General features: G+C 57.8%; 18 protein-coding genes. 8 read left to right on the plus strand and 10 right to left on the minus strand.

What is annotated here, in order from left to right; all coding sequences use genetic code 11:
* Positions 1 to 42: 42 nt before the first annotated feature.
* The 3 genes from QCD60_RS27600 to QCD60_RS27610 all read left to right on the plus strand — a co-directional run bounded on the left by QCD60_RS27600 (position 43) and on the right by QCD60_RS27610 (position 3,757).
* Positions 43 to 621: a TetR/AcrR family transcriptional regulator gene (locus QCD60_RS27600; RefSeq protein ID WP_279790316.1), complete on the plus strand. Its 579-nt coding sequence runs from the start codon at positions 43 to 45 to the stop codon at positions 619 to 621.
* A gap of 135 nt (positions 622 to 756) precedes the next feature.
* Entirely contained in the window at positions 757 to 2,112 is a 1,356-nt protein-coding gene (locus QCD60_RS27605; protein WP_279790318.1) for a TolC family outer membrane protein, read from the plus strand.
* A gap of 304 nt (positions 2,113 to 2,416) precedes the next feature.
* Entirely contained in the window at positions 2,417 to 3,757 is a 1,341-nt protein-coding gene (locus QCD60_RS27610; RefSeq protein WP_279790320.1) for a sigma-54 dependent transcriptional regulator, read from the plus strand.
* Positions 3,758 to 3,800: 43 nt separating this feature from the next.
* On the opposite strand, the gene QCD60_RS27615 is transcribed toward QCD60_RS27610, so the two are convergent.
* The 9 genes from QCD60_RS27615 to QCD60_RS27655 all read right to left on the minus strand — a co-directional run bounded on the left by QCD60_RS27615 (position 3,801) and on the right by QCD60_RS27655 (position 12,421).
* Positions 3,801 to 4,481, minus strand: coding sequence for a type 1 glutamine amidotransferase domain-containing protein (locus QCD60_RS27615; protein ID WP_279790322.1), 681 nt, complete (start codon positions 4,479 to 4,481; stop codon positions 3,801 to 3,803).
* 135 nt (positions 4,482 to 4,616) lie between these two features.
* Positions 4,617 to 5,642 carry an NADP-dependent oxidoreductase gene (locus QCD60_RS27620; RefSeq protein ID WP_279790324.1) on the minus strand — a complete coding sequence of 342 codons (1,026 nt, stop codon included), beginning with the start codon at positions 5,640 to 5,642 and terminating at the stop codon, positions 4,617 to 4,619.
* A 427-nt stretch (positions 5,643 to 6,069) separates the two neighbouring features.
* Positions 6,070 to 6,765, minus strand: coding sequence for a dienelactone hydrolase family protein (locus QCD60_RS27625; protein WP_279790326.1), 696 nt, complete (start codon positions 6,763 to 6,765; stop codon positions 6,070 to 6,072).
* A 282-nt stretch (positions 6,766 to 7,047) separates the two neighbouring features.
* Complete coding sequence (gene pncA, locus QCD60_RS27630; RefSeq protein WP_279790328.1) at positions 7,048 to 7,782, minus strand: bifunctional nicotinamidase/pyrazinamidase; 735 nt, start codon at positions 7,780 to 7,782, stop codon at positions 7,048 to 7,050.
* Between the two features lie 317 nt (positions 7,783 to 8,099).
* Entirely contained in the window at positions 8,100 to 8,759 is a 660-nt protein-coding gene (pncA, locus tag QCD60_RS27635; RefSeq protein WP_279790330.1) for a bifunctional nicotinamidase/pyrazinamidase, read from the minus strand.
* 155 nt (positions 8,760 to 8,914) lie between these two features.
* Positions 8,915 to 9,550: an N-carbamoylsarcosine amidohydrolase gene (locus QCD60_RS27640; protein WP_279790332.1), complete on the minus strand. Its 636-nt coding sequence runs from the start codon at positions 9,548 to 9,550 to the stop codon at positions 8,915 to 8,917.
* Between the two features lie 11 nt (positions 9,551 to 9,561).
* Entirely contained in the window at positions 9,562 to 10,314 is a 753-nt protein-coding gene (locus QCD60_RS27645; RefSeq protein ID WP_279790334.1) for an Asp/Glu racemase, read from the minus strand.
* 140 nt (positions 10,315 to 10,454) lie between these two features.
* Complete coding sequence (locus QCD60_RS27650; protein ID WP_279790336.1) at positions 10,455 to 11,261, minus strand: alpha/beta hydrolase; 807 nt, start codon at positions 11,259 to 11,261, stop codon at positions 10,455 to 10,457.
* A complete protein-coding gene (locus tag QCD60_RS27655) occupies positions 11,258 to 12,421 on the minus strand; it encodes an FAD-dependent monooxygenase (protein ID WP_279790338.1) in 1,164 nt (387 codons plus the stop codon). The genes QCD60_RS27650 and QCD60_RS27655 overlap by 4 nt, the downstream gene beginning before the upstream one ends.
* 384 nt (positions 12,422 to 12,805) lie before the next feature.
* On the opposite strand from QCD60_RS27655, the gene QCD60_RS27660 reads away from it, so the two are divergent.
* The 3 genes from QCD60_RS27660 (at position 12,806) to QCD60_RS27670 (ending at position 15,543) form a co-directional block, all read left to right on the plus strand.
* Positions 12,806 to 13,858: a 2,5-dihydroxypyridine 5,6-dioxygenase gene (locus tag QCD60_RS27660; RefSeq protein ID WP_279790340.1), complete on the plus strand. Its 1,053-nt coding sequence runs from the start codon at positions 12,806 to 12,808 to the stop codon at positions 13,856 to 13,858.
* Between the two features lie 222 nt (positions 13,859 to 14,080).
* Positions 14,081 to 14,974, plus strand: coding sequence for a DMT family transporter (locus QCD60_RS27665; protein WP_279790343.1), 894 nt, complete (start codon positions 14,081 to 14,083; stop codon positions 14,972 to 14,974).
* A 125-nt stretch (positions 14,975 to 15,099) separates the two neighbouring features.
* Positions 15,100 to 15,543 (plus strand): SRPBCC family protein, encoded by a 444-nt coding sequence (locus QCD60_RS27670; protein ID WP_279790345.1) that lies wholly within the window; start codon positions 15,100 to 15,102, stop codon positions 15,541 to 15,543.
* A gap of 82 nt (positions 15,544 to 15,625) precedes the next feature.
* On the opposite strand, the gene QCD60_RS27675 is transcribed toward QCD60_RS27670, so the two are convergent.
* Positions 15,626 to 16,618, minus strand: coding sequence for a BMP family ABC transporter substrate-binding protein (locus QCD60_RS27675; RefSeq protein ID WP_279790347.1), 993 nt, complete (start codon positions 16,616 to 16,618; stop codon positions 15,626 to 15,628).
* A gap of 398 nt (positions 16,619 to 17,016) precedes the next feature.
* Here QCD60_RS27675 and QCD60_RS27680 point away from each other — a divergent pair, with 398 nt between their 5' ends.
* Both QCD60_RS27680 and QCD60_RS27685 read left to right on the plus strand, forming a co-directional pair.
* Entirely contained in the window at positions 17,017 to 17,586 is a 570-nt protein-coding gene (locus QCD60_RS27680) for a 2Fe-2S iron-sulfur cluster-binding protein (RefSeq protein ID WP_279790349.1), read from the plus strand.
* Entirely contained in the window at positions 17,583 to 21,191 is a 3,609-nt protein-coding gene (locus tag QCD60_RS27685) for a molybdopterin cofactor-binding domain-containing protein (RefSeq protein WP_279790351.1), read from the plus strand. The genes QCD60_RS27680 and QCD60_RS27685 overlap by 4 nt, the downstream gene beginning before the upstream one ends.
* The last annotated feature ends 225 nt before the right edge of the window (positions 21,192 to 21,416 follow it).

Genomic DNA, 21,416 nt, shown 5'->3' on the forward strand with positions numbered 1-21,416 from the left:
GTCCGGACAATGCCCAACGACTGTTGACGCTAAATCTGTTTCATGAACGACAAACGCCTACATATCCTGCGTGTTACCGAGAAGCTGCTGAAAGAGCATGGCCTGCATGGGCTCAGCATGAGCAAAATTGTACAGGCTGCCGGGGTGTCCACTGGCACCATCTACAGATACTTCAAGGATAAACACGATCTGATCACCGCTATTCACTTTGAGTCAGCGGGTCAGCTGGCGCTGGCCATCTGTCAGGATCTGGATGGACCGGCGGATGATCGCCAGAAGCTGTTCACTATGCTCGATAACCTGATCGACTATAACGAACGCTACCCTGAGCGCTATCTGACCAAGGCGGCCCTTGATCTGGTGTCACAACAACGAACCCACTGCGACATGGAACGTATCCGTGACCTGTTCGCGCCACTGACCCGTTACATAGAAGGTGGACGTGATAAAGGTCTGTTCAAGCCCTTGCCGACCGATATTCTGGTCAGTCTTTGTCTTGGCCCTATTGAGTGGAACTACCACCTGCGCAAAGACAGCATCCGCAATCTCAGTAATGAGGAATTATTGTTGATCAAGCAGGCCTGCTGGGAAGCTATGCTGGCATCGGCAGCTAACTCCTGACCCTTGTATCCACAGACAGTGACCTGCTCAGGCCGCGCCGTACATGGCGCCCCTGTCTGCCCTCGACTATATTTACTGGCCGTTACCCGATGACTGTCGGGCCTGACGAAACGCCGCTAAGAAAGGAACAAGCGCATGCATAAACCACTCGTCATCAGCTTGCTGTGTGCCGGCCTGTCATTATCTGCCCTTTCAGCTCAGGCCGAATCGCTGATTGAAGTCTATGAGATGGCGCTGAAACAGGATCCGCAACTGCGCTCCGCTGAAGCTGAGCGTCAGGCATCCGCCGAAATCATTCCACAGCGCAAGGCGGACCTGCTGCCGAATATCAACGGCACCGCAGGCATAGGTAATGCTGATTACGACCGAGCCGGTGACTTCGACTTCAAAAACTATGAGCTGTCGCTGACCCAGCCGCTGTTCAACCGCTCCAGCTGGTATGCGTTGAAACAGGGAAAGATTGAAGATCAGGCCGCGGCGATCAAACTGGAAATTGCCCGTCAGGATCTGATCAGCCGGGTCATCACTGCCTATATCGAAGTGCTGCGCAGTAAAAGCCAGCTCAGCGCCACCGAAGCCGAAGAAGCCGCCATCAAACGCCGTCTGGAGCAGGCGCAGGCGCAGTATGACGTGGGTCTGGTGGCCGTCACTGACGTCGAAGAGGCCAAAGCCTCCTACCAGCGTGCACAGGTTGCCCGTATTCAGGCAGCCAACGCCGTCGACACCAGTCTGGAAGCTCTGGAACGCCTGACTAATACCGTGGTCACCCAGGTCAACGATCTGAAAAAGAGTTACCCCATCACCGATACGGATTACCTGTCGCTGGATGATGGCGTGGACAAAAGCATCAAAAACAACCTCAACATCGCCTATGCCGACACCAATTATCGTGCCGCCAAAATGGGCGTCACCATCAGCGAATCTGGCCATTACCCCACGGTGGGCCTGAACCTGTCTCACGGCTACACCAAGAACGAGTCCACCATTGACGGGGACTACAACAAGATCAGCCTGTCGGTCAGCGTGCCACTGTACTCCGGTGGTGCGGTCAGCTCGAAAGTACGTCAGGCCTACGCTACTGCTAATCAGTATGAGGCCGACTACGACGATGCCCTTCGCGAAATCCGCCAGCAGACCCGTACCCTGCTGCGTAACCTGCAGACCAATGTCGCCACCGTTACCGCTCAGGACCTGACCATCAAGGCCAGTGATACCGCGCTGAAAGCCACCGAGGCCGGATACGAAGTCGGCACCCGCAACGTAGTGGATGTGCTGGATGCCGAACAGAACCTGTATCAGTCCATCCGTGATTATGCCAATGCCCGCTACGACTACGTGGCCAATCAGGTCAAGCTGAAGCAATTGCAGGGTGCCCTGTCGGTCTCCGACATTCGCGAGCTCGACGGCTGGCTGACGCCTCTCAGCGAGCAGGGTGTCGAGAAGAAGAGTACCGGGAAGAACGGCACAGACAAGAAGAGCAAGAAGCAATAAGAAGGTGTTGATATGCCGGCGCAACGGACTACGATCCTGCGCTTGCAATCAGCCTGATCGGCCCCTACATGATTGCATGCGATGTTGTCATCCACCCGGATAAAATTTATGTCACCCGCGGGATAAAACCCATGACACTCTCTGAGAAGCATGGTTATATCCTCTGATACCTGATCCGGCTGCTCTGGCCGGATCTCTGTTTTTATCATCGGTTTTTATGATCGTTTTGGCAGTCACAAGTTGCTGTCGGTCAAGCCACTGGCCTCAGTCGAGCTTTACCTATGCATGGTTCAGGAGATAGTGCATGAACAAGCCCGTGGTGTGGCTGGTAATACCAGATGCGCAGATTGAATCTGCGGTACGCGACATCCCCGCATTAAGCGCATTCCAGGTCGAGTCAGTCCGCTTCGACAGCAATGACTGGTTGCCGCGTCTGCATGCCATGCCGCCCGAAGCCATGCTGGTGCAGGCTGACCGGGTACAGGATCAGCACCTCGTCACCCTGATGGAAAACCGCCCGAGCTGCGAAATCATGCTGCTCAGCGAGGGGTCACCCAATCCACTGATTGATCAGGCCATGCGCCAGGGCGCCAGCTTTCACTTCCGCCTGCCGCTGGAAGACAAGCTGCTGCAGGACATTTTCAGCGATATTCACAACGAGTGGCGCTCTGAAGACGTGGCCGCCGAAGCCACCCGCAGCGATCTCGACCAGTTCGGCCTGTTGCTGGGCTCCTCCCCCTGTATGCGCAAGGTCTACCGGATGATCCGCAAGGTCGCCGATACCGACGCCAGCGTGATGATTGTCGGCGAAAGCGGCTGTGGCAAGGAGCTGGTGGCCAATACCCTGCACCTGATGAGCAGCCGCATTGATCAACCCTTTATTGCCATCAACAGTTCGGCCTTCAGCTCAGAACTGATCGAAAGCGAATTGTTTGGCCATGAGAAAGGTGCCTTCACCGGCGCGGTCAAATCCTACAAAGGCATTTTCGAACAGGCCCACCTCGGCACCCTGTTTCTGGACGAAATCACCGAAATGCCGATCGAGCTGCAGGCCAAGCTCCTGCGGGTGCTGGAAACCGGCCAGTTCAGCCGGCTCGGCAGCGAAGAGGTACTAACGACCGATGTTCGCGTGGTCGCCGCCACCAACCGTTCACCGGAGCAGGCCATTGCTGATGGCCGCCTGCGTGAGGATCTCTACTTCCGGCTGGCGCAGTTTCCTGTTGAACTGCCTCCATTGCGCGAGCGTGGCGAAGATATTCTGGGGCTGGCCAAACACTTTCTCGCTTATCGCAATGCGGCAGACAAAACCCAGAAATTTTTCTCTCCCGGCGCCATGGAAGCCATTGAAAAGCACCCATGGCCGGGTAACGTGCGTGAGCTGAAACATCTGGTGGAGCGAGCCCATATTCTGGCGCTGGATGAAATTACCCAGGAACACCTTGGCCTTGATGGCGACTTCGCCCCGGTCCTGACTCCGCAGGAAGATGCACTGATCATCCCTGCCAATGCCCCGCTGGAGGAGATGGAGCGTCAGGCTATTCTGCAAACACTGGAGCGCTGTGAAGGCAACAAGACGCGTGCTGCAGAACAGTTGGGTATCAGCATCAAAACGCTGTACAACAAGCTGGAAAAATACCGCTCCTGATTGGCAGGTGGCGGTGCTGACGTCACCGCACCGCCGCTATGCTTCAGTGCCGCAACCGGCCCAGCAGCGCCTCAGCGGTAGCCTCGGAAGAAGCAGGATTCTGCCCGGTGATCAGCAGATCATCCCGCTCAATGTGCACGCCCCAGTCATCGCCCCTGGCATAAAGCCCACCTTTGGCCTTGAGTTCATCCTCCACCAGAAAGGGCACGACCTCGGTCAGATTGACCGCCGCCTCTTCACTGTTGCTGAACCCGGTTACCCGCTTCCCTTTCACCAGCGGCTGGCCGTTTTCTGCCTTGGCGTGGCGCAATACACCGGGAGCGTGACAGACAGCACCCACCGGCTTGCCGGACTGATAAAAATCCTCGATCAGGCCGATGGAGACACTACTCTCCGCCAGATCCCACAGGGGGCCATGACCGCCGGGATAGAACAGGGCATCGTAATCTTCCGGGTGAACACTCGACAGCGGCAGGGTTGCGGCCAGCGCCAGCTGCGCCTCCTTATCCTGACGGAAGCGGCGTGTCGCATCGGTATCGAGGCTGGTATCGTCGCTTTTGGGGTCCATCGGCGGCTGGCCACCCAGCGGTGAGGCCAGGGTAACGTCGGCACCCGCGTCAAGAAATACGTAATAAGGTGCCGCCAGCTCTTCCAGCCAGAAGCCGGTTTTGTGCCCGGTATCGCCGAGTTTGTCGTGAGATGTCAGAACGACCAGTATTTTCACAGTGCAATGCTCCCTGTGTGCTTGTGTCATAGGATGTTCAGGATCGGGGTCTGCTCACCATCTGCCATGCCAGCAACCGGCAGGCTTTGCTCTGTGCCGACTGGCTGGCGGCAGGCAGATCAGCGCGGATATGGCTTATTCCGCCGCCACTTCCACCACCAGCTTGCCGAAATTACGCCCCTCCAGCAGACCGATAAAGGCATCGGGGGCGTTTTCCAGACCCGCAACCCGGTGCTCGCGGTACTTCAGCTTGCCTGCTGCCAGCCATTCTCCCATCTGCACGGCAAACTCCGGATAGCGATGGCCATAGTCATCAAAAATGATAAAGCCCTGCATACGGATACGTCTGGTCAGCAATGTCCGCAGCAGCAGCGGCGAGTGATCAGGCCCATCTGGCAGGGTGGTCGCATTGTACTGGGCGATCAGGCCGCACAGCGGTACCCGCGCACGGCTGTTCAGCAACGGCAACACCGCATCAAACACCTTGCCGCCGACATTTTCAAAATACACATCAATACCCGCAGGACAGGCTTCAGCCAGCTGCTGCGGCAAGTCGTCGGCATGGTGATTAATGCAGGCATCAAACCCCAGTTCGTCCTGCGCGTAGCGGCATTTTTCCTCACTGCCGGCAATACCCACCACACGGCAGCCCTGCAGCCTGGCGATCTGGCCGACCATGGCGCCCACTGCCCCGGTCGCAGCGGCCACTACTACGGTTTCTCCGGCCTTAGGCTGACCGATATCGAGCAGCCCCATGTAGGCGGTGAAGCCCGGCATACCCAGAATCCCAAGCGCATAGGAGACCGGCGCCAGAGCGGGGTTCAGTTTGGTCAGGCCCTGACCATCTGAAAGCGCATAGTCCTGCCAGCCGGTGTAGCCCAGTACCCAGTCACCGGCTGCAAAGCCCGGATGCTGAGATTCCACCACTCTGGACACTGCACCACCCACCATCACCTCACCCAGTTGTACCGGCGCGGCATATGATTTGGCATCACTCATGCGGCCACGCATATAGGGATCAAGGGACAGATAATGGGTACGCAGCAGTACCTGACCCGCTGCGGGAGCAGCTACAGGCTGCTGATCCAGCTGGAAGTTTTCAGCTACCGGTGCGCCCTGAGGTCGGGAGGCCAACAAAATACGACGATTGATACGAGTCATAGGGTTTCCTGAAAAAAATCAGATTCTGGTTGCAGCGCCATGATAGTCGCCGCTAACCACACTGGAATGTGCTCACGTCCACAGACATGCAATGCCATTCACTCGATATGTGATGCTATATGAACTCTTTTTTAACACCGGCTCACGATTCTGGCTTATCAGCTTTTGTGGTCACAATCGGTGAGTAATCAAGGGAAGAGAGGGGAAAATCAGGATGACTGAGTGCGCGCGCGTCAGCGCCAGAGCGGGCGGAAAGCGCAGATTAACAGGCTGACTCAGGTCAACCAGTCCATGGGCATGATACGCACCCGAAGGTCTGTTAAACACCGTGTGGCCAGCATGCCCCCCATCACGGAGACGCTCTGCCAACGCAAACGCCTCCTGACCGAAGCTATTGGGAGCTGCCATGACGACAGCTCCGGCAGGATCAGGCCAGTACGTTAGCCAGGAACCCCTTGCTCAGCTCAGCAGCACGCGCCGCGGCAGCTTCATGGTAGGAAGCACGAACGCTGCAGTTGAAGCCATGGTCAGCTTCAGGATGAACGTAGATAGACACATCACTGCGGCCAGCGAACTTGCGCTGCAGCATCTCAATGGTCGACATCGGAATATGGCTGTCCTTCTCACCGAAGTGGAACATCATGGGCACCGTGATACTGTCGGCCAGCGCTTCGCGGTCGCCGATACGGCCACCGTAGTAAGACACACCGGCGTCAAACTTGCCGCTCGCCGCTGCCATGTAGGTCAGCAGGCCACCGAAGCAATAGCCCATCACAGCACACTTGCCATTGCTCTGCTCCGCAGCGATCTCGTCTCGCAGCACCAGGATGTCAGCCAGCACCTTCTCTTCATCGGTGGCTTTCAGCAGGCCCAGCGCCGTTTGCATGTCATCACCGGCATAACTCAGACTGACCTTGCGCGCAGAACGCCAGAAGATGTCAGGTGCGTAGACGTCATAACCCTGTTCGGCATAACCCTTCACTACAGACTGGATATGATCATTGACGCCAAAAATTTCCTGGATCAGTACGATGCTGGGTGCATTGTCCTTACCCGATCTGGCCACGAATACATCCATCTCACCCTCTGCTACCGCGATACGACGCCATTCAGTGGAAATCATCCGAATCGATCCTGTTCTAGTATGAATTGACCCTGCGCAAGCGCAGCTGCATTACCCGCCGATATATGGATACGATTCACACCTATACCAAGAGGACAATCTTGCAGATTGTTGGGAACAACATGGCGTAGGATGGGCAACAACGCCGAGCGAAGCACAGCCAAACGCGACCACGCCGGTGCAGCTGATGTGAAGATCAGGCAAGGGCAGCGAACGCGCCCTTGCCGGTATGAAGCCCATTCCAGAGAACACCGGGCCAATACTCATAACGTCAACACGATATCAGGACAGAATCGCACCCGACTGCATCCGCTCCACTCCCGCCTTGGCCATAGCATCCCAGGCAGCTGCCAGCGAACCGTTCAGGTCGATACCACGGCAGGCATCTTCGATAACCGCCGTCTTGAAGCCTGAGCGGGCAGCATCCATGGCGGTCCAGGCCACACAGAAATCCGTCGCCAGCCCCACCACATAAACCTGTTTGATACCCCGTTCCTGCAGATAGCCCAGCAGCCCTGTCGGCGTTTTGTGATCCGCTTCGAAGAAGGCGGAATAGCTGTCCATGTCCTTGTGAAAGCCCTTGCGGATAATCAGCTCAGCCTGAGGCAGCTCCAGCCCTTTCACCAGCGACGCATCGTCGGTGCCCTGCACACAATGGTCTGGCCACAGCACCTGTGTGCCGTAACTCAGTTCGGTCGTTTCAAACGGCTTCTTGCCGTCATATGCCGAGGCAAAAGAAGCATGGCCCTGTGTGTGCCAGTCCTGAGTGACCACCACGTTGGCGAAGTGCTTGCTGAGGGCATTGATCACCGGCACCACCTGATCACCGTCCTTGACGGGCAGCGTACCGCCCGGAACGAAGCAGTTTTGAACATCGACAACGATCAGTGCACTGTTTTCGGACGGCACTACCGTAGCGGCCAGCACCTGCCGACCCAGTACCGAGCTCCCCAGCCCCACTGCCGTCAATCCACCCATCAGCATTTTCAGTGACTGACGACGACTTACCTTGCCCATTGCACTCTCCTGCTTTCGTCTTTAGTTAAGTAATCACTTCACGAATGCAGGAGCAGTGCCAAGATTCTGTAGTGCTGGCGCACGGCAGCTGAATGAGCACAGGGGTCTTCAGGTAAGCGCCTAAACAGACATTAGAAGAGGATTTTTACCCTTACGGATCAGAGTTTACCCTTACGGATCAAAGTGCAGACTGGATAGAACAGGTAGCACGGAACAGGACATTCCGAAAGGAATGAGGTGCGGTGAGTCGCCAGCCTGAACGGTACAGCAGGACCACCCGATCAGGCCAGGCAAAGCAACAGGCAGTTGCAGGTCAATCAGAGAAGATCCGTAGACTGGATGCGCTGTACCCCGGCTGCACTCATCCGCTCCCAGGCCGCTGCCAGCGAGCCATTGAGGTCGATACCGCGGCAGGCATCTTCGATCACATAGGTTGTCAGACCCACCTTACGGGCGTCTTCCGCACTCCAGGCCACGCAGAAATCCGTCGCCAGCCCCACCAGAAAGACCGTGTCGATACCACGGGCCTGCAGATAACCGGCCAGCCCGGTGGCGGTCTTCTGGTCCGCTTCATAGAAAGCGGAATAGCTGTCGATGGCACGGTGATAACCTTTGCGAATGATCAGCTGTGCATGAGGCAACTCCAGCCCCGGATGCAACGCCGCATCATCCGTCCCCTGCACACCATGTGCAGGCCACAGCACCTGCGTGCCATAGGGCAGCTCAACGGTTTCAAATGGCTGTTTACCCTGATGCTGGCTGGCAAAGGAGATATGGTCAGCCGGGTGCCAGTCCTGGGTCAGCACCACATTGCTGAATACCTTGCCCAGCTGATTGATCAGCGGCACCACCGCATCCCCGTCTGCGACCGCCAGCGTACCGCCGGGCACGAAGCAGTTCTGTACATCAATCACCAGCAAGGCGCAGCGCTCACTGTCCATCAGCAGGGACTGTTTCGATGACGCTCTCTCAGACATGGCACGCTCCCGGTTAATTACATCGGCTCAGGCAAAGCAGTTGATTCAGGCACACTGCACAAAGCAGGCATAGTAGCAGCTGAACAGCGCCGTTGCAGACAGCACTGCCCAGTCAGCCTGATGACAAGCTCAGAACATGAACACCTTCTTAGCAATCAGCCTGCCAGCTCAGCCAGCTTAGTCATCGCTTCTGACTTGCTGATGACATCACCGTACTTGCTGTCGATGTCGAACAGGTTCGCTTCATGAGGCCCGGGATGACGATCCCCGACACACTCGCGTACCACGATGGTGCGAAAACCATGCTGTACCGCATCTACCGCCGTAGCACGGATACAGCCACTGGTCGAGCAGCCTATCAGCACCACGGTATCCACGCCCTGCGCCACCAGCGTAGCGGCCAGACTGGTGCCAAAGAAGGAACTGGCGTACTGCTTGGTAAACACCAGTTCGGAAGAGAGCGGCAGCATCTCCGGGCAGAACTCGGCCAGTGGATTGCCTGCCACCATAGCCTTCATCACCGGGGCCTTTTTCACCCAGATACCGCCATCGGCAAAACCGGGCTGATAGCGAATGTTGGTATGCATCACCGGTGTGCCAAGGGCGCGGGCCTGCGCCAGTAGCTCAACGCTTTCGGCTACAGCCGTCACCACACCGGGGGCGAACAGGGGCGACCCTTCAGTGGTATAGCCCTGCATGAAGTCGATCACAATCAGCGCCGCCTTGTTACCAAAGCCAATGCGACTGTCCCACACGCCCTTGTAGTTGTCGGTCAGTGAGGTGGTACTCATGGGTTCACCTCTCAGTACGCGCCAGACAGCAGAGCACCGGCACCGGGCACCACCGGCTCCAGCTCAAGTGCCCTGAGCATGGCATAGGTGGTCGCGACCGCTGCGGTGACTACGGGTTTGCCTGTCAGCGCTTCGACCTTGGCGATAGCTGGCAGCGAAGGCATCTGCACACAGGCAGACAGCACAATGACATCCACCCCGTCCAGATTGAGACCACTGACGATCTCCGGCAACCGCGCAGGATCATGACGCGCAACGTCAAGATTATCGGGAATCTCCAGGGCGATATGGTCCACCACTTCGAAACCTTCGCTGGCAATATAGTCCACCACCAGCTCCGTCAGCGGCTTCATGTAGGGCGCCACCAGTGCAATACGTTTGGCCTTCATGATCTTCAGGGCATCCACCAGCGCACCGGCACTGGTAATCACCGGCGCATTGGCGCCATTGTCAGCGGTATGTTTTGTCAGACGCGCCTCTGACTGGCGGTGATAGCCTCGTCCCATGGCCATGATGGCCACCAGACAGGCGTAACCCAGCACATCAACACGGGCGTCACTCAGCTCAACGGCACAGCGATCTGACTCCGCATCCATGGCCGCCAGTTCTTCCTTGACGACCTTCTTCATGCGCATGCGGCTGGAGTGGAAGGTAAAGCGCTCGGGCCGGATCCCCTGACGCGCCAGCAGCATGGCAGGGATTTCCGTTTCCATCGTGGTATTGGAACTGGGGACAATCTGGCCGATTCGATAGATTTTCTGCATAACCTGACTCCGTCTGCCGTGCGTCGCTGCCCAGCATCAGGCACTGGCGCTTGCTCAGTGCGAGTGCTGCGGCAGACATCGCCAGCAGTATGTAATGGTGTAAACGTCGATAAATGGAATGGAGCGGATCAGACCGCAGCCTATTCACATCCCGGGAACAACGACCCCAGACCGATGAAGAAGCCGTCAAAATCATCCCAGGGGATCATGTGCCCGGCATTGATCACGGTGCTGATCTGCACTGACGGCAGCAGCCTGGCGATCTCTGCCTGATCCTCAGCCAGAATCACTCCGCCCTTGCCCGCCACCATCAGCAGCGTGGGGACGCTGACGGCAGGCAGGTCGCGGTGAAAGTCATCGTCATGGAAGTCATTGAAGGCACGCACGATGGCAGGCTCGTAGCAGGTATGCAGCCACTCAGCGCGCAGCTGTCGCTGCTCTTCGCTCCAGCTCGGGCAAAACGCCTTCATCGCTTCTGCATCCATGCCTTGCTGAGCCAGACGGATGGAATCGACATACCAGGGCAGCTTGCTGGGATACTCACGGCGCCCCGGACCGGACACCGGCGGGTCAATCAGCACCAGCTGCCTGACACCCACGGCGCCACGGGCCAGCGCACGCACGGCAAAGCGTGCGCCCATGGAATGCCCCATCAGCAGGTAGTCGCTGAGCCCCAGCGCCGCAGCCAGAGCAATAATGTCATCGGCGCAGCTGTCAGGGTCGTAACTCAGCGCCGGGCCGGTCGATGAAAGACCACGGCCACGCACGTCCACCACGTAGGTGTCGTACTGCTGCCCCAGTCGTTCGGCTACAAAGCCCCAGGTAATCGCCGGGCTGGTAATCCCCGGTATCAGCAGCAGCGCAGGCTTGCCTTCGCCGCCATAGCGCAGGTAGTGCTGGCGGATGCCATTGGCCTGCACCTGCCCGCCATAGCAGAAGGTGGTCATGCAGCGCCCTCCACCTTGCTGCTGATATCCACCAGCGGCGTACCGTAGAGGTCATAACCAAAGCACCAGGAAGGATCTTCATCCGTGCGCAGCCAGGTGTTGGCATTGGAAATGCGCTGTACCTTGCTGGCCCGCTCAACCCGGTTGGCGGCATAAAGATCAAAGGCCGTCTGATATTCACTCAGCCCGACTTCTTCGATACAGCGCACCAGCATGGCGGCATCTTCAATAGCCATACAGGCACCCTGTGCCATGTGAGGTTTCATCGGATGGCAGGCATCGCCCAGCAGCACCAGACGATTACGACTCCACAGCGGTAACGGATTACGGTTTTTCAGCGGCCATTTGGTCACGCTTTCAGTGGCGTCGATCAGTGCCTGTACAGTGGGATGATAACCGTCGAAGGCTGCGCGCATTTCCTCGCGACTGCTGTCGACCCAGGAAGCAGAACTGTTCCACTCAGGCTCCGGCACACCGGTAACGTAGTAGTACTCATCACGACGGCCAGTGGTGAAGTACACCATCATGTGACGATCTTCAGTCCACCACTTGATGCAGTCTTCAAAGTTGTGATTGAACCTGGCCAGCTGGGCACCGGTAATCAGGGCACGGTGGGCGACCCAGCCACTATAGGTGGGTGCTTCCACGCCCAGCAGCTCTTCACGCACCCGGGAATTGATGCCGTCAGCACCGATAACAATATCGGCGGTATCAGTCGTGCCGTCAGTGAAGGTCATCACGACTTCGCTGCCGGTATCCTCGATGGTTTCCAGCTGCTTGTTGAACTGTACGGTGCCACTGCTCAGCGGCGACAGCATCACATCATGCAGATCGCCGCGGTGTACTGTGATGTAGGCTGCACCGTATTCCTTCAGGGCGTAGTCACCGAGCGGGATGCGCGACAGATAGTCGCCAGTGAACCCATCGCGGCTGAACCAGAAGTCAGGGTGCGAACTCATCGCACTGACTTTTTCTTCGATGCCCATACGACGGAAGATCTTCATCACATTGGGGCCAATGTGAATCCCGGCACCCAGCCTTGAAAACTCAGGCGCCTGCTCAAACACCTTGATCTTGAAACCAGCCTGCTGCAGCAACACGGCGACGGCTGCGCCACCAAGTCCGGCACCGATAATTGCGATTGTGGGTTTGCTCTGCATCACTCTTCGTCCTCTGCAAACGGAACAGCCTCAAGACAGTCCCAAGCCGTCACGACACAGGCTCAGGGGTGAAATGGGTCACCTTTCAAAGGTGGGTCAAGGCCGCTTATTTATAATGTACACACCATTTAAAAATAAAAACAACTATGACGTATACTTTATTTTTAATGATGTGGGCATGGTAGTTGCTGAGTTAAAATCGAGTAAATACCCCACAAATTGCCAGATAAGACGCCACGCATACCTATACAAATGATCTACAGACTATTTTTAATTTTTAGTCGCATTGAATTTTTATAGTGTATGCACTTTATTTAAGCAGACCAGAAAGAGCCTGCACCAAAAAGCGGCAATCACTATTACACCCTATGTCAGGAGGCAGTCATGCCGGTTAGCAACGCCCAACTTACCGAGATGTTTGAACACGTCCTAAGCCTGTCCAGAGTCGACAGCACCCAGAGCGTGGCCATTCTGAAGAGTCATTACTCCAACCCACGCACTGTCGCGGCGGCGACCGAAGCTGCGCAGCGACTGGGCGCCAAGGTGTACGGCGTGGAACTCCCAGCCTACAACCCACCGACGGCGATGGGCTTCGACATGACAGCCTATTGCGGCGACACCGCCCTGACAGGCAACAAGGCGGCACAGATAGCACTGGAAGCGGCCGACCTGATTGTGGACACCATGATGTTGCTGCACTCGCCTGAGCAGGAGCAGATTCTGAAGACGGGAACACGCATCCTGCTGGCCGTGGAACCTCCTGAGGTGCTGGCGCGCATGCTGCCAACACTGGAAGACAAAGAGCGGGTAATGGCAGCAGAGCAGGTACTGAAGAGCGCTCGCACCATGCAGGTCAAATCCAGAGCAGGCTCAGACTTCCGTGCCGAGCTGGGGCAATACCCCGCTGTCACCGAATATGGCTTTGTCGATCAGCCCGGCCGCTGGGATCACTGGCCAAGTGGCTTCCTCTTCACCTGGCCCAACGAGGAAACCGCTGAAGGCACACTGGTACTGGATGTCGGCGACATTTTGCTGCCGTTCAAGACCTACTGCCGCGAGCGCATCACGCTGGAAATTGAAAAAGGCTTTATCACCAGAATTCATGGCGGTTTTGAAGCGGAATATCTGCGTGACTACATGGCCTACTTCAAGGACCCGGAGGTGTACGGGATTTCCCATATTGGCTGGGGCCTGCAACCTCGCGCCCAGTGGACAGCCATGGGGCTGCATGACAAGAACGACGGCATGTGCATGGATGCCCGCGCCTTCTACGGCAATTTCCTGTTCTCCACCGGCCCCAATACCGAGGTAGGTGGCAAACGCAAGACGCCGTGCCATATGGATATTCCGCTACGTCATTGCGACATCTATCTGGATGGCACTGCTGTCGTTCTGGCAGGCGATGTGGTCCACCCTGAAAGCTCAAAGGCCAGCTGATACACTGGCACGTGCTCTCGCCCTGCAGAACACAACTCCCCTGTAGGCAAGCAGAGCAACACGGCCCCTCCGGGGCAGGCAATCTCAAGACCTGCCCTACCTCAGCCATAAAATTATTAGGTCTATTCATCAAAATATCTGCTTTGACTAGGGCGGAGCAGCCCCGTAACGTCGCGAGATCGCGAATACCTTCTTATTCTGTAGCACTTCATAAAGCAGCAAATGAAAGCAAAAGATCTCGCCGCCTATCTATTTCTGGCGTTTACCTGGGGCGTCTCCTTCCTCGTTCTGGTCAAGGTAGTTCATTCCTTTGGCTGGGTCGGCGCCGTTACGTTTCGCTGTCTGGTGGCTGGCAGTGCACTGGGCATTATTGCCGCCATGCTGCGCAAGAAGTTGCAGTTTGGTGTTCGCTGGCATCACTTTGCCATTGTCGGCGCCACTACGGTGGCAGGCCAGCTCATCGGCCTGTCGTTCGGCACCCCGCTGATCGGCACCGCTATGGCAGCCATTCTGGTGGCGTCGATCCCCATCTTTTCCATGGTCATGGCACAACTGTGGGGCCTTGAGCGCGCAACACCCCGCAGCATGGCCGGCCTGCTGCTGGGCTTCACCGGCATTGTCATGCTGGTTGGCTTCCCCAGCGCCCCCATTACCCACTCCTTCATTATTGGCTGCGCAGCCTGTTTGCTGGCATCACTGTCCGCGGCATTCGGCAGCAACTACGCCAGTCTGCATCTGAAAGGGGTCGGCTCCTTTGAGGTCACCATGGCGTCCTTTCTGGCCGGAGGCCTGATGACCATGCCACTACTGTTTGCGGTTCCGGTTCCCGTGCGGCCGCAAGCTCTGGACTATCTCTTCCTGCTGATTCTGGGTTGCGGTATGAGCGCCCTCACCTATGTGATCTATTTCCGGCTGGTGGCCACCATCGGCGCCACCAAGACCATCAGCGTGGAATTTGTGGTCACCCTTGTCGCCATGGTTATTGGTGCATTACTGCTGGGCGAGCACCTGTCCACCCTGCAGCTCATAGGCTCTGTCATCATTTTCTGCGGCTGCGCACTGGCGCTGGGGCTGATACCCCAGCGTCGGACCCCCGCCCTGGAACTGGACATCTGAACCACCCCCGCCGCCAGGAAACTGGCGGCATCGGCGATTGCCGACTTTACTATCTCTCTGCGACTTCCCTGTGTGCCACCCGCCCCGATGGTAAAACACTACAACGAAGCTCAAGGAGAGCAGCCATGTCCAATACCGTTCGCCTGCACCGAGTCATTCGCACCAGCCCTGACGTTCTCTACCGGGCCTTTCTGGAAGCGGACGCCCTCTGCAAGTGGCTGCCACCCCACGGCTTTACCTGCACAGTGCATGAGATGGACGTCAGAGTGGGCGGCCGCTACCGCATGTCCTTCACTCAGTTCAGCAATGGCCAGCAACACAGCTTCGGTGGTGAGTATCTGGAGCTGGAGCCCGGCGAGACCATCCGCCATACCGATATTTTTGAAGACACCGGCCTGCCCGGCACCATGGTGACAACGATTTCACTGGCCCCGGTTTCCTGCGGCACCGAGCTTCACATCGTGCAGGAAGGCATCCCCGAAGCGATTCCTGTTGAGCATTGCTACCTTGGCTGGCAGGAATCACTGCAACTGCTGGCGTTGCTGGTCGAAGCTAAAGTGGGTGAGTGACCTACCCAAAAGCAAACGCCCGGCCAGAGCCGGGCGCTATCAAAAAACAGAACAGATGCATTATCCCAAAATAGTCACAGCATCAATAAGTACAGGCATTGTCCGCCATGTAGTCATGGACCTGAATCTTGCCGGAGACGATATCTGCCTGAATTTCTTTCATTTTGGCCTTCATTTCAGCTGTGATCAGATCCTTGTTGTACTGATCATAAGCCCATGACACACCATTCTCTGCCAGACCCAGCGCCTTCACGCCCGGCTTCCAGGTGCCATCCTGCACTTCCTTGAACGTGCTGTAGGCCGCCACATCCACGCTCTTCACCATGGACGTCAACATTACGCCGGGATGCAGGTAGTTCTGGTTGGAATCGACACCGATGGCATATTTATGCGCATCCGCTGCAGCCTGATACACCCCCAGACCAGTGCCGCCTGCTGCTGCGAACACGACGTCGGCACCGCGATCAAACTGGCTCTTGGCCAGCTCACCGCCTTTACCGGGGTTATTCCAGGCCTCAGGAGTGGAGCCGGTCATGTTCTGATACACCGTGATGTCCTTGTTGATGTACTTGGCACCCTGTTCGTAGCCGCACTCAAAGCGACGGATCAGACCGATATCCATCCCGCCGACGAAGCCCACCTTGCCACTTTTACTGGCCATGGCCGCCAGCGCACCAACCAGGAATGAACCTTCCTGCTCCTTGAAGACAATGGACTCGACATTGGGCTGATCGACCACCGAGTCAATAATGGCAAACTTCGACTCGGGGTTTTCCTTGGCGACCTTTTCCAGTGCATTGGCCTCGTCAAAGCCTACCGCGATGATGGGATTCATCTTGCGCTTGGCCATTTTCGACAGACCCTGCTCGATCTGTGGCGTGTTGGTTGGCTCAAACTCAAACACCTTGATGCCCGTATCCTTGGTGAAGCGCGCCACACCATTGACCACTGACTCGTTGAATGACTTGTCGAACTTTCCACCAAGCCCATACACCACTGCCGGCTTGAACTCTGCTGCCTGCACCTGAGACGCCACCAGTAAAGCCAAACCTGTTACTGCCAGTACTTTCTTCATGAGTCACCCTTGTTAGTGGTCCTGGGCACTGCTTTCTGTTGCTGCACCCGACTAATCCTTCACAGCCGTTTCCAGTGGCTGACACCACTTTCAGACTGGATGGTCAATTTCTCTAGCAAATTCAGTGCACACTCTTCAATCAGAGCAAAACAGATAACAGCTAATGCCGATGGTGACAACGCCATACCCGCTTCACTGCGCAAATTTATCTCAGCTCAGTGTGGATTTACCGCCATACGCCAGTCCGGCCTGACGAGACGCCGGCGACAATCATGCACACATTATTAAACAGATCATCAACATCACCTGAGAGAAGCCCTATCAGCCAGTAAAAACAAGGCCCATATCTTGCTTGGTTAAGTAAACACTACATTAACTTAAGCTGATCACGACTGCCGATGATGAGAGACAACCCAGACCGTCCGCTGATCTTTTCGGTCAATGGCAAACCGGTAAGACTGACCATTTCAGCAGATACCCCCCTACTGCTGGCACTGCGCAACGACCTGCAACTGAACGGCCCGAAATATGGCTGTGGGCTGGGCGAATGTGGTGCATGCACGGTATTACTGGACGGAAAAGTGGCACGCTCGTGCATGTTACCCGCACAGGTAGCAGTGGGACGCGAAGTAACAACACTGGAAGGCCTGGGTAGCCTCGACCATCTGCATCCGGTGCAGCAGGCCTTTATCGAGGAGCAGGCAGCACAGTGTGGTTACTGCCTGAACGGGATGGTAATGACCACAGCAGCACTGTTACAGCGCATCCCCCACCCCAGCGAACAACAGGTCCGCAAGGCGCTTGCCCATAACCTGTGCCGCTGCGGCACCCATGTGGAAATCATCAGGGCGGTCATGCGCGCCGCCGAACTGCTCAGCACCATTGATACCCCTGCGCCCGTCGAACCGCACACCACCGCTGCTGACGCCCAAGCTAGCACCACGGTGACAGAAGGACAGCCTGCATGACCCAATCCCTCCCTCTCAGCCGCCAGGCCTGGTTTGAACGTGATGACGTGTTGCTGCTGGTACGCGCCAGCCAGCCTCCCCTGAGCCCGGCGGAAAAACCCAAGGATCCGCCGCCTGCGCCGTTGATGGAGATCTTCATTGCCATCACCGCCAGCAATGAGGTGATTGCCTTCAACGGCCATGTTGATCTCGGTACCGGCATTCGCACCTCGCTGGCACAGATCGTTGCCGAAGAGCTGGATCTGGCGTTTGAGCAGGTGCAGATGGTACTGGGTGACACTGAGCGCGTCCCCAATCAGGGCGCCACCATCGCCAGCGCCACTATCCAGATTTCTGCCATCCCCCTGCGCAAGGCGGCGGCCACTGCCCGCCACTACCTGCTGAACCAGGCGGCGGAGCAGCTGCGCCTGCCCGCCAGCGAGCTGTCGATGGACCAGGGTGTCATTTTCAGCCGCCATGACGCGACACAACGCATCAGCTTCGGCCAGCTGGTGACTGGCCCGCGCACCGAACTGCCCGTGGATGACAACACACCTCTCAAGCCAGTGGAGGACTACCGCATTGTCGGCAAATCCTCCCGGCGCAGCGATATTCCCGCCAAAGCCACCGGCGGCCTGACTTACGTCCATGACGTGCGCGTCCCAGGCATGCTGCATGGCCGGGTGGTGCGCCCTCCTTATGCCGGCATTGATAGCGGCAACTTCATTGGTAATTCGCTGCTGGAAGTGGAACGTGACTCCATCGCCCATCTGCCCGGCATCGTTCATATTGAGGTGATCGGTGACTTTGTCGGCATCATCGCCGAGCGCGAAGAGCAGGCCATGCGTGCCGCCAGCGAACTGAAGGTACACTGGAAGCCACACCCCGACCTGCCCGACCTGACGGATCTCGAATTTGCCGTACGCAACAACCCGCGCGCCAAACAACGTCTGCTGCTGGATAAAGGCAATGTCGATGAGGCCATCGCCAAAGCGGCCAAGGTCATGCCACGTACCTATGTCTGGCCCTACCAGATGCATGCCTCCATTGGCCCGTCCTGCGCGGTAGCGGATGTACAGCAGGACAGGGTGACAGTATGGTCCGGCACACAAAACCCTCACCTGTTGCGCGCTGATCTGGCCTTTCTGCTGAATATTGATGAGGCTGGCATCGAAATCGTCCGCTACGAAGCGTCCGGCTGTTACGGCCGCAACTGTGCCGATGATGTCTGTGGTGATGCGGTGCTACTGTCCCGCGCCGTCGGCAGACCCGTCCGAGTGCAGCTGACCCGCGAACAGGAACACGCCTGGGAACCCAAGGGCGCCGCCCAGCTGATGGACGTAAACGGCGGCATCAATGCCGATGGCAGCCCGGCAGCCTATGACTTCGCCACTTCCTACCCGTCCAACGGGGCGCCCATGCTGGCACTGATGCTGACCGGTGTGGTCGAAGCGATTCCTGCGGCACTGGAAATGGGCGACCGCACCAGCATTCCTCCCTACGAGTTCGACCATATGCGGGTCGTCTGCAATGACATGGCGCCAATAGTGCGCGCAGCCTGGCTGCGCGGGGTGTCGGCACTGCCCAACACCTTTGCCCATGAATCCTATATCGACGAGCTGGCCCATGAAGCCGGTGTAGACCCCATCGAATACCGCCTGCGTTACCTGAAAGACCCCCGCGCCGTCGATCTGGTCAAATCCGTGGCACAGCGCGCCAACTGGGAAGCACGTGAGGGCAGCTGGAAGCCCAGGGCGGCCGTCGGCAACATCGTCAAGGGCCGCGGCTTTGCCTACGCCCGTTACATCCACAGCAAATTCCCCGGCTTCGGCGCGGCCTGGGCTGCCTGGGTAGCGGATGTGGAAGTGGACAAAAGCACCGGCGAGGTCAACGTCACCCGGGTAGTGATCGGCCACGATGCCGGGCTGATGATCAACCCCGACGGCGTGCGCCATCAGATTCATGGCAACGTGCTGCAATCCACCAGTCGCGCCCTGAAGGAACAGGTCACCTTCAACGAGTCCACCGTCACCAGCCGTGAATGGGGCAGCTACCCCATTCTGACCTTTCCGGAAATGCCGGAGATTGATGTCGTCATGGCCGAGCGGCCGGAGGAGCCTCCGCAGGGAGCAGGTGAATCCGCCTCGGTGCCCAGTGCAGCTGCCATTGCCAACGCCATCTTCGATGCCACCGGCGTGCGTTTGCGCCAGCCCCCGTTCACGCCGGAAAAGGTTCGCGCCGCACTTTATGGCCCCCAGCAGGAGCAAAACGGACAGCAGGAAGCCAAACGAAAGAAGCGTAACTGGCTGCTGGGCTCCCTGGCAGCCTGTCTGACAACCGCCGTCGGCGTCGCCACCACCCTGATGCCGTGGCGCCCGGCTATCGCTCCCATTACCCGACCGGATATTTCCCTGTACAGCGCGGCTACGCTGGCACGCGGTAAACAGCTGTTTGCCACGGGAGACTGCGCCATCTGCCATACCACTCCCGGTGGCATCGCCAATGCAGGCGGGCTGGCGATGGACACGCCGTTCGGCACGGTGTACAGCACCAACATCACACCCGATGAAGAAACAGGCATTGGTCGCTGGTCATTCACCGCCTTCGAGCGCGCCATGCGTGAGGGCATCAGCCGCGACGGCCGTCATCTCTACCCTGCCTTCCCCTATACCTCGTTTCGCAATATGACCGACAGCGATATGCAGGCGCTGTATGCCTACATCATGTCGATGGCGCCGGTACGCTCCTCACCACCACAAACGGCGCTGAGCTTCCCGTTCAGTCTGCGTCCGCTGATGGCAGGCTGGAACAGCCTTTTTCTCAAGCAGGGCAGCTACCAGCCCGACCCCAGCCAGACGGATCTCTGGAACCGGGGTCGCTATCTGGTGGACGGACTGGGCCACTGCACCGCCTGCCATTCCCCCCGTAACCTGCTGGGCGCGGAGAAAGCAGGCGACGCCTATCTCAGCGGCGGCATAGTCGATGGCTGGGAAGCCCCCGCCCTGACCGCACTGAACAAGTCACCCATCCGCTGGACCGAAGACAGCCTGTTCAGTTACCTGCGTACCGGCCACAGCCCGGATCACGGTGTGGCTGCCGGCCCCATGGCACCGGTGGTGGCCGAACTGGCCACCCTGCCCGAGCAAGATGTGCGCGCCATCGCCCACTATCTGGCCACCGTAAACGGTGCGACGGTGGCCACGCCTGCGGAGACCCCATCACCCGGCCTCAGTCAGGCAGAGCAGATCAGCTATCTGCAGCAGCGCAGCGAGGCCATTGCCGCCAGCAGCCCATCCGCGGCGGCCCGGCAGTTTGAAGGCAGCTGCGCGGTGTGCCACAGCGAAAATGAAGGCCTGGACCTGTTCGGCGTCAAACCCGCTCTGGCGGTCAACACCAACGTCCACAGTGACAGCCCGGATAACCTGATTCGCATCATTCTGAACGGCATCCCCACACCGGCCAATCCCGAACTGGGTTATATGCCGGCGTTTGCCAACAGCATGAACGATCAGCAGATCAGCGGACTGGTCAACTACATCCGCCAGACCTTCGCCAGTGACAAGGCTGCCTGGAGCAACGTCAGCGAACGCGTGGCCTTCCTCCGCGCCAACCCCGGCAGCCACTGACAACATCATCACGATCGGCTTCGCGCCCGGCCAGCCTCCTGACAGGCAGCCGGGTGACTTGTCAACAACGCTCGTTTCGGTCAATGCTAGCTTTCCACAAGGGGCGCGCAGCAGATCGTGAATGTGCGATAGCGCCCCTGCATTAAGGAACTACTTCATCAATAGCGGGTCAGTTAGTCCCAGATGACGACAATCACCCCAGCCACAGAAAGCAGTGATGGATGC

Origin of the sequence: Pokkaliibacter sp. MBI-7 (assembly GCF_029846635.1) — a bacterium.
In the GTDB taxonomy this organism is placed as follows: domain Bacteria; phylum Pseudomonadota; class Gammaproteobacteria; order Pseudomonadales; family Balneatricaceae; genus Pokkaliibacter.